General features: G+C 59.0%; 10 protein-coding genes and 1 tRNA gene. 4 read left to right on the plus strand and 7 right to left on the minus strand.

Annotated features, from left to right (window positions below; all coding sequences use genetic code 11):
• Positions 1–27: 27 nt before the first annotated feature.
• A complete protein-coding gene (locus NW835_RS03185) occupies positions 28–510 on the minus strand; it encodes an ABA4-like family protein (RefSeq protein ID WP_414414503.1) in 483 nt (160 codons plus the stop codon).
• A 341-nt stretch (positions 511–851) separates the two neighbouring features.
• Positions 852–1,304 (minus strand): hypothetical protein, encoded by a 453-nt coding sequence (locus tag NW835_RS03190; protein ID WP_414414504.1) that lies wholly within the window; start codon positions 1,302–1,304, stop codon positions 852–854.
• 151 nt (positions 1,305–1,455) lie between these two features.
• Here NW835_RS03190 and NW835_RS03195 point away from each other — a divergent pair.
• Positions 1,456–1,528, plus strand: a tRNA-Arg gene (locus tag NW835_RS03195).
• On the opposite strand, the gene NW835_RS03200 is transcribed toward NW835_RS03195, so the two are convergent.
• Complete coding sequence (locus NW835_RS03200) at positions 1,490–3,796, minus strand: GAF domain-containing protein (protein ID WP_414414510.1); 2,307 nt, start codon at positions 3,794–3,796, stop codon at positions 1,490–1,492. The genes NW835_RS03195 and NW835_RS03200 overlap by 39 nt on opposite strands.
• 804 nt (positions 3,797–4,600) lie before the next feature.
• Here NW835_RS03200 and NW835_RS03205 point away from each other — a divergent pair.
• Entirely contained in the window at positions 4,601–6,595 is a 1,995-nt protein-coding gene (locus NW835_RS03205) for a primary-amine oxidase (protein WP_414414505.1), read from the plus strand.
• Positions 6,596–6,611: 16 nt separating this feature from the next.
• On the opposite strand, the gene gatC is transcribed toward NW835_RS03205, so the two are convergent.
• The 3 genes from gatC to NW835_RS03220 all read right to left on the minus strand — a co-directional run bounded on the left by gatC (position 6,612) and on the right by NW835_RS03220 (position 7,930).
• Positions 6,612–6,905 (minus strand): Asp-tRNA(Asn)/Glu-tRNA(Gln) amidotransferase subunit GatC, encoded by a 294-nt coding sequence (gene gatC, locus NW835_RS03210; RefSeq protein WP_414414506.1) that lies wholly within the window; start codon positions 6,903–6,905, stop codon positions 6,612–6,614.
• Between the two features lie 90 nt (positions 6,906–6,995).
• Positions 6,996–7,517 carry a photosystem I assembly protein Ycf3 gene (locus tag NW835_RS03215; protein WP_011430196.1) on the minus strand — a complete coding sequence of 174 codons (522 nt, stop codon included), beginning with the start codon at positions 7,515–7,517 and terminating at the stop codon, positions 6,996–6,998.
• Positions 7,518–7,594: 77 nt separating this feature from the next.
• Entirely contained in the window at positions 7,595–7,930 is a 336-nt protein-coding gene (locus NW835_RS03220; RefSeq protein WP_414370736.1) for a chlororespiratory reduction protein 7, read from the minus strand.
• 92 nt (positions 7,931–8,022) lie between these two features.
• Between NW835_RS03220 and trpS the strand changes: the two genes are divergently transcribed.
• Positions 8,023–9,018: a tryptophan--tRNA ligase gene (gene trpS / locus NW835_RS03225; protein ID WP_414363869.1), complete on the plus strand. Its 996-nt coding sequence runs from the start codon at positions 8,023–8,025 to the stop codon at positions 9,016–9,018.
• A 12-nt stretch (positions 9,019–9,030) separates the two neighbouring features.
• Here the strand turns inward: trpS and NW835_RS03230 are convergent, their stop codons facing one another.
• Positions 9,031–10,032 (minus strand): DMT family transporter, encoded by a 1,002-nt coding sequence (locus NW835_RS03230; protein ID WP_414414507.1) that lies wholly within the window; start codon positions 10,030–10,032, stop codon positions 9,031–9,033.
• Between the two features lie 95 nt (positions 10,033–10,127).
• Between NW835_RS03230 and truB the strand changes: the two genes are divergently transcribed.
• Positions 10,128–10,622 (plus strand): tRNA pseudouridine(55) synthase TruB (gene truB / locus NW835_RS03235; protein ID WP_414414508.1); only part of this gene is annotated, 495 nt, incomplete at its 3' end.

A 10,622-nucleotide genomic window follows, 5' to 3' on the forward strand; every position in this document is an offset into this window, starting at 1 on the left:
CCCCACCCGCCTGCGCGGTGGGGTAGTTCATGAGGATTCTTGCGGCACTTCTGCACTTTGATCCGCTCCAACAACCCCAGGCCGGCCCTTTCGGATCCCTTGCACCACGGTCACCGTGAGCAGATGGGAGAGCAAACCCACCGGCCCAGCAAACAAGCACAAAAGCAGAGAGTGAGTTGTCCAAACTCGCTTTTCCCAGCCTTCTAAGAAGATCCAGCGGCCCACAAATAGATCCATCACAACGTAGTGAACCCATCCCGTCGCCATGACCGAGGGCTGGCTGAATAGAGAAGTCAGGCTGCTCAGAGAGAGTTGAGGATTGGAAAACTCCTGGAGAGTATCTGCATTAAACCCGGTAACCAGAAGATAGAGATAAACCGTTGCCAAAAGGGCAATGGGCAAAAGTGATTCCATCACCCTATGGGTCACTTTCCAGCCCGGCAGCAGGATCATCAAAGCCCAAAAAGGCAAAGCAAACCAATTGGCCGCATTAAAGATGGTCTCTAGCATATCCAGCAACCCCTGATGCTACTTGTTTATTATCGGCTATCGCCCAACGCCGACCGCCCGTGGGGGATCACCAGTCGACCTCGATAGCAACTCTTCTGGCTATTGCCGGGATCCGTCTTGAAGACACCGGCTCTTGAGCTGATCCAAAAGGGAGGCACCGCCGGCTGAACCTTGCCTCGCTCCCTCTTGAGACGGGGCAGAGGGATCCCAGCTCCTATTCCGGCTGGCGAAGTCTGGAAGATAAACTGCCCCACCGTATAGACGGTGGGGAATCCCGCGCATTTAGCTTAGTCCGCACTGTATTGGTTGTTTCCTCAACGAAGATGGGTGTCGGGAGTTGTTCACTTGAAAGTGCGTGCCAGCCAGCACCGCAGCGGATGGCAGGCGGGCAAAGACAAAATCCAGCGGGACTGGCGCTCCAGCATCAAGCGCTCAATAGGATAGAGCCCAAACAGCTCGTAGCGGCTTTGGGCGATCAAGATCCCCAGCGTGAAGCTGACGCACAGCAAAAGGCCGAAGGTGGGCCAGCCGGGCCGGTAAAACAGGGCATAGCGCAGGCCCGTCCAGGTGAAATGGTCCCACAGACGGACGATATCTGCCCGCAGCGCCCAAAGGCTGGGGATCCCGACCAGCAGCCACAACAGGCCCAGAAAGATAAAGCTGCCGCCATGGTAGAGGCGCAACAGGCGCCTGGCCGGCGGAGAGAGAGATTCCAGGCCGGGAGGGTTTCCCGACTCCCAGACGCGAGCAGCCTTCTTGGCATCAACTGAGCTAGGATCAGGAGGCAATGACATCGAGATCCCGGTTCTCCCAAGACCTTCGTTATAACTTTAGCGACTGGGATCCGTAACTGAAGCTCCTTAGGGGGCATTGAGGGAGTGGGTTAAGCCGTGTAGCCGACCTCGGAGAGGAAACTCCTCCAAGGATATAATGGCTCTGCAGCTTGCCTTGCTAGCTCAATGGATAGAGCACCGACCTTCTAAGTCGATGGTTGCAGGTTCGAGTCCTGCGCAAGGCGCTGAGTGTCTTGCTTGGCGGGTGAGTTTTGGGGCAATCGACTTTGGGATGGACACCACACCCGAAAGATGACCTGACCAGAGTGGCTTTCTACAGTCAGGGATCCCTTTAACATCTCCATAGCCTTTTGGGCTAGCGGCAGGCCTAGGCCTGTCCCTCCGGCCTTGCGGCGATCCAACTGTGGGATGCGGTAGAACTTTTCAAACACATGGGGCAGCGCCTCTGGAGGAATTTCCACTCCCGTATTGCGCACCTCGATCAGCCAGCCGGGACGGTTCTGTTGATGGGTCTGGCTAAAGCGCAAACAGATGCTTTCCCCAGCCGGCGTGTACTTGCAGGCGTTGTTCAAAAGTTCGCCCACCACCCGCGACAGCAGGCTCTCATCCGTGCAGAGGGGCAAAAGGTCGGGATCCCATTCCAACTGAAACTGTTGGTTCTGCTGGGCAGCTCGCAGCCGGAAGGGCTCGGAAAGATTGGGGATCCACTCCTGAGGAGATAACCAGGTTAGATTGAGATCCCTGTTTCCGGCTTCAATAGCTTGCAATTCCAACAGCTCGTTGATCAAGTCCAGCTCGCGGTTGGTCTCCATCTCCAAAATCTGCAAGTAGCGCTGCTCCCGCTCCGTCAGGTTGGCCTTGGAGAGAAAAGCAATTGCCAGCTTCATGTTGGTTAGAGGCGTGCGCATCTCGTGGGAGACCATGTGCAGAAACTCATCCTTGAGGTGGTTGAGCTCCTGCAACTGCTGCACCTGCTGCTGCACGGTTTGGAAAAGCCGGGCCTGGCGAATGGCAATCGCACACTGGCTGGCCACCCGCCGCATCAAGCGCTGTTCCCGCTCGCCAAACACCTGCCCCGGCGGACGCGAGCCGCAAATATTTCCCAGCAGGAGAGATTCGCCTTCCTGAGCATCGCAAATGGGAAGTACCAGCAGCGTGTGGCGGTCGTAGCTGGGCCAGCAGGGGTGGCCAAGGTTGCTGAAATAGCAGAACTGCCCACCCTGAAGCTGCTGGAGCACCTCGGCAAAATCGGCAAAGGGGATCCCCAGGGGAAAACGGCGGATCCCTTCTCCAGGTCGATAATCCAAGGCCAAAACGCTAACCTGTCGTTCTGGGTCATGGAGGGCAATCATGCAGCCGGAAAGGCCAAGGCTGAGGGCCAGTTCCTGCGCCACGGTTTCCAAAATCTTGTGCTCGTCTAGGCTGGAGCGAATTTCTTCCGTGATCAGTTGCAGCAGGGCCTCGTCTTCGTAGGCTTGCTGCAGTTGGCCGTTGCGCACCCGCACTTGGTAATCCAGTTCGGCGTTGGCTTGCTGCAGCCTTTGATGAAGTTCCGCCTGTCGAATGGCGACTGCCAGGTGATTGCCAATTGCCCTGGCCAACTCGATCTCTTCCTCTTGCCAATCGGGTTCAGAGATCACGCGTCTCAGGGCTAGAGCGCCCCAAAGTTTCCCTTGACAGGCCACCGGGATCCCTAGCCAAGGGCCGAGCTGGCAGTCTTGCCTTTCCTGCAATGCAAAGGGATCGGAAACTTGCTTGGGATCCGCCACGTGAAAAACTTGCAGCCACTTGAAGTGCTGGATGGCTGGAATCTCTGGATCATCCGGTATGCGCAGGTGGAGAGCACTGGGCACATCGGGGGAGCGAACATAGCCGGCAATGCCCACCCACACCTTCTCGGTAGGCAGATATTGGTAAAGGGTAACCCGCGCTGCCTGCAAAACCTGGCCTACTTCCTGCACCGCTACCTCAAAGAGGGCGGGTAGATCCAAAGAGGTGCTGATGGCTTGAATGAGCCGGTTAAACAGTTTTTCCCGCTGCACCTGTTGCCGCAGCTTTAGCTCGGCCTGCTTGCGCTCGGTGATGTCCAGGGTTACCCCGACCACATGGCTGGGATCCCCTTCCGGCCCCAGGAGCACAATCCCCTGGGAGAGGTGCCAGCGCACCTGCCCGTCTGCGAGATGGGCACGGTACTCAACTGCCAAGTTGGGATCCCCCTCCATTGCCCTGGGCCCCGCCAACTGGAGAGCTTCCTTCACCCTCTGGCGATCTTCGGGGTGAACGCTCTCGAAAAACATCTCCAGAGTGAACTCCTCGCCGGGATCCCGTCCGTACTTGGCCTTGCACTGAGGGGAACTGCTCAGCTCCCCGCTGCGCAGATCCAGTTGCCAGTAGCCCAGTTGGATGGCCTCCAGAGCCAAAAAGAGATGCTCTGGATAAAAGCCGCCGTCTTCTGGCCGCACCGGCACCAGGCGGTGTTGAGCTGAAGCCATCTCCCCCACCAAAACGGTTGGTTGTTCCAGCAGCGCTACCTCATTGTGGACGATCCTCGATCCTCTTGCCAGAAATCCTTAGCTTTAAGCATGATTTCAGTACTCTGCTCAAAGATGTGTTAGCCAATACAAGGATCTTTACTTCACGCTAAACTTCAGATCCGGAGAGCCGACTCTTGCCCGCAGCTTGTAGCCGAGGGGGGAGCCTCTGCTATAGTAATGGGCAGTTGCGCCTTGGATCCCAACACTGGGGATCCCCCTAGCAGGTGGGGTTAGGGCAAGCCGAAATGAGTTTGCGTTGAGAAGAGAGCAGTGCTGCATCAAGCTCCTTCCTTGCGGCTGCGCCCTCAGCCTGCATGAAGCGTTGATTCTTTTTTATGCTGCCCTATGCCACGTTTGGCCTAAAGAAATTGCTGCTGCTTTTGAGCGGGGATCTTTTCCCTCGGAAGCCTATAGTTAGTTTCTGGCGATTGTTCGATATTTTTCGGTTTGCGGTAACGCGGCTGCTCAAGGTGCCGCTGCCCTCTTCCTTTGGTTAGCGGGCAGAGACAACCCAACGGATGGGGATAACCTCAGGTTGGGCTAGCTGGCGAAGGTGAGGTTGTCCCCAAGAACGGATTCTTTGAGCCTATCCTCTTGCCGGCCAGGGTTGCCAAAGTTGCTTGTGGCAACGGCCAGGTTGTCCTGTACGGGCTGATGGCTAGCTTAGAGCGCCTGGGGTGGCAGGCAAGGGGACCCCTGCGGCATTTTTCAACGGATCGTCACCCAGCCAATTCACTTTCTGTAGAATTCAAGGTTATTTCTGTGATTTGTGAACTTCCTCACAGTCCTCAGCCTGCTCTGCAGGAGCAGGAGCGATCGCTTTCTGCCACAACCGCGGCTGTCCGGCCCGAATGGCCAAGCCACCCCCTGGATCCCTTGAATGGCGAAGAAATCCGGCAAGTGGTCAAAATCCTGCGTCAGGAGCGCCCTCTTGCTTCCCGCTGCCGCTTTGTCACCATCCAACTGCAGGAGCCGGAGCGGCCCTGGATGGAAGCTTGGCAACCGGGCCAACCCTGGGATCGGCAGGCGTTTGTGGTGCTGTTGGATCCCGCCGAGGGCAGCACCTACGAGGCGGTGGTCTCCCTCTCTCGGCAGCAGGTGTGCTCTTGGCAGCTCGTCCCCGGCGTGCAGCCGCCCCTTTTGGACGATGAGGTCTACGCCTGTGACCGCTTGCTCAAGGAGGATCCCCAATTTCTGGCCGCCCTGCAGCGGCGGGGCATTGCCGATGTGGAGCGGGTGATGGTGGACTACTGGACGGTGGGCTACTTTGGGATCCCGGAAGAAGAGGGGCGGCGGCTGGTGCGGGGTCTGTGTTTCCTGCGCACTTCCCCTTACGACAATGGCTATGCCCGTCCCCTCGAAGGCCTCTACCCCTGGATTGACCTCAACCAAATGCAGGTGATCAAGGTGGAGGATCGCGGCCCCTGGCCTCTGCCCCCGGAAGATGGCAATTTTGACGAGATCTTCTTCAAAGAGTTTCGCCGAGATTTGAAGCCTTTGGAAATTACTCAGCCCCAAGGGGTGAGCTTCCAAGTAGAAGGCCACCACATCCGCTGGCAGAAGTGGGATTTGCGCATCAGCTTTAACCCCCGCGAGGGGCTGGTGCTGCATCAGGTGAGCTATGAGGATCAGGGCCGCCTTCGCCCCATCCTCTATCGGGCTTCGGTAGCCGAGATGGTGGTGCCCTACGGGGATCCACGGGATCCCCACTGTCGCAAGAACGCCTTTGACGTGGGGGAATACGGCATCGGCATGCAGGCCAATTCCCTGCGCCTGGGCTGCGACTGCCTGGGGGAGATCTACTACTTCGATGCCTGGCTGCCCAGCAACAGCGGTGAGCCCATGCTCCTCAAAAACGCCATCTGCATGCACGAGGAGGACTTTGGCGTGCTCTGGAAGCACACCGACTGGCGCACGGAGCGAGCTCAGGTGCGGCGCTCGCGGCGGCTGGTGCTCTCTTTCTTTACCACCATCGGCAACTACGACTACGGCTTTTTCTGGTACTTCTACCAGGACGGCACGCTGGAGTTCGAGGCCAAGCTCACCGGCATCATCAACACCTGCGCCACCCTGCCGGGGGAGGAACCGGAGTTTGGCGTCTTGGTAGCGCCCCAATTGTCTGGCCTCAACCACCAGCACTTTTTTACCGTGCGCCTGGACATGGCGGTGGATGGGCCGGGCAACTCCCTCTACGAAGTCCATGCCGAGCCGCTGCCCCTGGGGCCGGATAACCCCTACGGCAACGCCTTCCGCGCCCGCTCCACCTTGTTGAGCACCGAGCAGGAAGCCAAGCAAACGGTGGATCCCTTGCGGGGGCGCTACTGGAAGATTGTCAACCCCAACCGCCACAACCGCCTGGGGCAGCCGGTGGCCTACAAGTTGCTCCCAGGAGAGAATGTCCGGTTCCTGGCCCACCCCGACTCCTGGCTGTATCGACGGGCAGGGTATTTGGCCCACCACCTCTGGGCCACGCCCTATCATCCTGGCGAGAAGTTCCCGGCGGGGGACTACCCCAACCAACACCCCGGTGGGGAAGGGCTGGTGAAATGGACACAAGCCAACCGATCCCTAGAAAATACCCGCCTGGTGCTCTGGTACAGCTTTGGCTGCAACCACTTCCCCCGCACCGAAGACTGGCCGGTGATGCCGGTTAGCTACATTGGCTTTCTGCTCAAGCCGTTGGGCTTCTTTGAGTGCAACCCGGCCCTGGATGTGCCCCCTCCCCCGCCGAAGAGCAAAAGCTGTTGTGGCTCGTAGCCGCACTGCAAGGTGGCTAGTCTTCCTCCTCGAGGATGCGAGGCACCTTGAAGAACATGTCAGCGCGGTCGGGGGCGTTGGCCAGGATCCCTTCAATGTCGGGGTAGGGCTCCACTTCATCGGGGCGAGTGGGCAACTCCATGTCCAACACGTGAAAGGTGGGCTCTACCGCTTCTGTATCCAGCTCTTTCAGTTGTTCCACATAGGCCAGGATGTCTGCCAGTTGTTGGGTGAACTGGATTTCTTCCTCCTCGGTTAGCTCCAGCCGCGCGAGGTGGGCGACGTGTCGTACTTCCTCGCGTTTCAGCATCTTCCCCTCCTGCCGGCAGGTTACCGGGTTACTCAGCTAGCTTTTAATTGTCTAACCAGTCTAGCTAAACTCAGGCACTTGGGAGAAAGCTCAATACAGCTCCAGGTTGGCGCGTCCCGTGGTCTTGAGCCAGTTTTGCGCCTCGATATAGTTGTTGGGCGCAATGCGAATGGCCCGGATCCAGTATTGAGCTGCCTCATCGAACAGGGCCTCTGCTGTCTCCTCGTCCCCGGCCTGTAGGCTCTGCTCGCCCTTGTGGTGCAGCAAGACGGCAATGTTATTTAGGGCAGAACAGAGGCGGGGATTCAGCTCCAGGGCCTGGTGGTAGTACTCCAGGGCTTTGTCCAGTTCGCCATTGCTCTGGTAGATCAGGCCCATGTTGTAGAGGATGTAGCTGCGGTCTTCGTCGTCTTGCTCCAGGGCCAGGGCTTCTCGGTAGTTTTCTAGGGCCTCGGCATATTCTCCCTCGCTCTGGGCCGCCATGCCGTCCCGGTAGTAGGCAAAGGCCTTCTTCTGTTCAGGACTCACCCCCGGCATCAGCTTCAGGATCAGGTCAGCCATGACGGTGAAGGTTTTGTCGATGAAGTTGTCGTTCTTCATGCTGCGCGGCATGATTGACCCCCTTAGAGCGCAGGACTGGGTATCTCTTCTTTGCGTTGTAGCATGCCTGTGGGATCCCGAGCGTGGCCTTAAGCCGGATGCTGGCCTGGGCGAGAAGAAGCTGAGGGGCGCTTGCGCAGGCGTACAGGGTGCCACTGCACGGTTTCGCCGGGAGAGACCTCCACCTCACAGGCTGTGTCGATAAGCCGCTGCGCCTGGGCTTGAGGGGTGGGGTAGCGGGCCAGATCTGCATCCACCAGGTGGGGATACTCCTGCAGCAGTTGCACAAGGAACTCCTGCAATTCCTCAGGGGTGAGAAATTGCTCCGGCAGGCCTGGGATCAGCAGCACGTAGTGGTTGGCAGCACGCAGCAGTTCTGGCTCCGGGTCTGCCATGGTTTCGGGTTGGTGTCTTTCTTCCCTCATAAACCAACGGGTTGCAGCTCTCTTGATATCCTGAACAAAGACTTTCTGGGTTCTCGTCCCCCCTCTTATTGGCGTTTGAGATTGCTTTTCCTATGTCCAAGCCGCGCACGCTTTCTGGAATCCAGCCCTCCGGCGAGTTGCACCTGGGCAATTACCTGGGGGCCATTAAAAACTGGGTGGCCGAGCAGGAGCACTACGAGAACTTCTTTTGCATTGTGGATCAACATGCCATTACTGTGCCCCAGGATCCCAAGCTGCTGAGGGAGCGCACCCGTTCTCTGTTTGCCCTCTACCTGGCCTGTGGCCTTAGCCTGGAGCACTGTGTGCTGTTTGTGCAGTCCCACGTGCCCGCCCACACAGAGCTGGCCTGGCTGTTCACCACCATTACCCCCATGAACTGGGCGGAACGCATGATCCAATACAAAGAAAAAAAAGAGAAACAGGGGGAGGAGACCAGCGTTGGCCTGTTCAGCTACCCGATTTTGCAGGCGGCGGATATTTTGCTCTACCAGCCCAAGTATGTGCCGGTAGGGGAGGATCAGCGGCAGCACATCGAGCTATGTCGGGATATTGCCCGCCGCTTTAACGACCGCTTTGGCGAGGTGTTTGTGATCCCAGAGGCGCTGATTCGCCCGCAGGGGGCGCGGATCATGAGCTTGACCGATGGCACCCGCAAAATGTCTAAGTCGGATCCCTCGGATTTCAGCCGCATTCACCTGCTAGACGACCCCGACACGATCCGCAAGAAGATCCAAAAATGCAAGACCGACTCGATTCGGGGCATCACCTTCGACGACCCGGCACGCCCAGAGGCCCACAATTTGCTGACGATCTACATGCTCACCTCCGGCAAAAGCAAGGAGGAGGTGGCGGCTGAGTGCGCTGAGATGGGGTGGGGACAGTTCAAACCCCTCCTCGCCGACAGCATTATCGCCACCCTAGAGCCCATTCAGCAGCGCTACCGAGAGCTCTGGAGCAACCCAGACTATCTGCTGGCGCTGATCCGGGAAAATGCTGCCAAGGCTCGCGCTGTTGCCGAGCCAACGCTGCAAAGGGTGCGGGAGGCGATGGGGTTCCTGCCCCCCTAGGAGAAGGCTCCCTTAGTCGGGCCGGCCATCGCGGATCTCGACGGTGCTGAACTCCAGGCCCAGCTCCGAGAGGATCCCTGGCCAGGCCAAGCGCAGGCGCTCCTGCCACTCCTGCCGGTGGTTGATGACATACACGCAGACCAGGGTAATGCCCACTCCCACCCACTGCAGCCGGGTCAGGGTCTCGCCCAGGAAGGTGCTGCCGAAGAGAAGGGCAAAGATGGGGGTGAGAAACGTGAGGGAGCTGAATTCGGTGAGGTTTTCCTGAGAGGCGAAGTAGAAGAAGAGGGCGTAGGCCACGGCGCTCCCCAACACGGAGGCATAGAGCAGGCCCAGCCAGTGGGCGCCGCTCAGGTGCTGCCATTGCTCGCTTTCTGTTAGCGCCGAGAGCAGGATCAAGGGCAGGCTGCCCAACACCATGTGCCAGCCCGTCGCCAACACCGGATCGGCCACCTCCGCCACCTTGGGCATCATCACGGTGCCGATGGCCATCGACAGGGAAGCCAGCAACATCCAGGCGACGCCAGCCCCCACCTGCAGGGATCCTTCCCCGCCGAGGCCGATAAGGCCAATGCCGACCACACCCAGCCCCAGACTCAGCCAGCCCAGGGATCCCATCCGCTCGCGGTAAAACCAGTTGGCCATCAAAGCCACCGCCAGCGGCTGCGAGTCGATCAGTACGGATCCCAGCCCGGCGCCGGTCTCTCTCAACCCTTGCGCCAAAAATCCCTGAAAACAGGTGCCGTCCACCAGGGCGAAGGCCAGGACCCACAGCCACCCTCGCCGCCCCTGGGGATGCCAGGGCTGAGATGCCTCAGAGGCCCGCCCTTGCCAAAGCCGAAAGGCCAAAACCAGGATCCCGGCTGGCAACAGCCGCAGAATGGCAATGAAGAGAGGAGTGGTCTCGGAGAGGGCATCTCGCATTGCCACCATCGCCGAGCCCCACAGGAAAAAAGGGGCGATCATCAACAGGCGTTGCCAGATAGGCTGAGGGAATAGGCCAGATTGCGCCATAGGTGCTTCAAGCTCGCAGACAGAAATTAACCCTATGTTAAGCGCTGAGGCAGTTCGGTTACAAATCTTAAAATTACTGATGGGTGATGCGCAGCATGGGATCCCTGGAGGGCTTTCTCAACCTGGATAAACCAGCAGGGCTCACCTCCCACGACTGTGTGGCGGTGGTGCGGCAGGTCTTGCGCACGCGCCAGGTGGGGCATGGTGGCACCTTGGATCCGGCGGCAACGGGAGTTCTGCCCATTGCCGTAGGGCGGGCGACGCGCTTTTTGGCCTTTCTGCCGGGGGATAAGGTCTATCGGGCAACCTTCCGCTTTGGGCAGCGCAGCGACACCGACGATGCCGAGGGGAAGATCCAGGTGGGATCCCCTTGTCCGGAGCTGAGCCGCGAGCAGGTGGAGGAATGTCTGCAGGAGTTTGTCGGCGAGATTGAGCAGGTGCCGCCCCTTTACAGCGCCATCAAGCGGCAGGGGAAAAAGCTCTATGAGCTGGCCCGGGCCGGGGCAAAGGCAGCAGAACTGGGGCTGGAGCCGCGGCGGGTGGTGATTCGGCACCTGCAGATCCTGGGCTGGCGCCCTGGCGAGTTCCCG

It is taken from the genome of Synechococcus sp. OH2, assembly GCF_047462155.1.
Classification (GTDB): domain Bacteria; phylum Cyanobacteriota; class Cyanobacteriia; order Thermostichales; family Thermostichaceae; genus Thermostichus.

Coding starts and splice junctions, on each gene's coding strand:
- NW835_RS03185 (WP_414414503.1), bottom strand. CDS start 510: ATGCTAGAGACCATCTTTAATGCGGCCAATTGGTTTGCTTTGCCTTTT.
- NW835_RS03190 (WP_414414504.1), bottom strand. CDS start 1,304: ATGTCATTGCCTCCTGATCCTAGCTCAGTTGATGCCAAGAAGGCTGCT.
- NW835_RS03200 (WP_414414510.1), bottom strand. CDS start 3,796: ATGGCTTCAGCTCAACACCGCCTGGTGCCGGTGCGGCCAGAAGACGGC.
- gatC (WP_414414506.1), bottom strand. CDS start 6,905: ATGCTGAAACGCGAGGAAGTACGACACGTCGCCCACCTCGCGCGGCTG.
- NW835_RS03215 (WP_011430196.1), bottom strand. CDS start 7,517: ATGCCGCGCAGCATGAAGAACGACAACTTCATCGACAAAACCTTCACC.
- NW835_RS03220 (WP_414370736.1), bottom strand. CDS start 7,930: ATGAGGGAAGAAAGACACCAACCCGAAACCATGGCAGACCCGGAGCCA.
- trpS (WP_414363869.1), top strand. CDS start 8,023: ATGTCCAAGCCGCGCACGCTTTCTGGAATCCAGCCCTCCGGCGAGTTG.
- NW835_RS03230 (WP_414414507.1), bottom strand. CDS start 10,032: ATGGCGCAATCTGGCCTATTCCCTCAGCCTATCTGGCAACGCCTGTTG.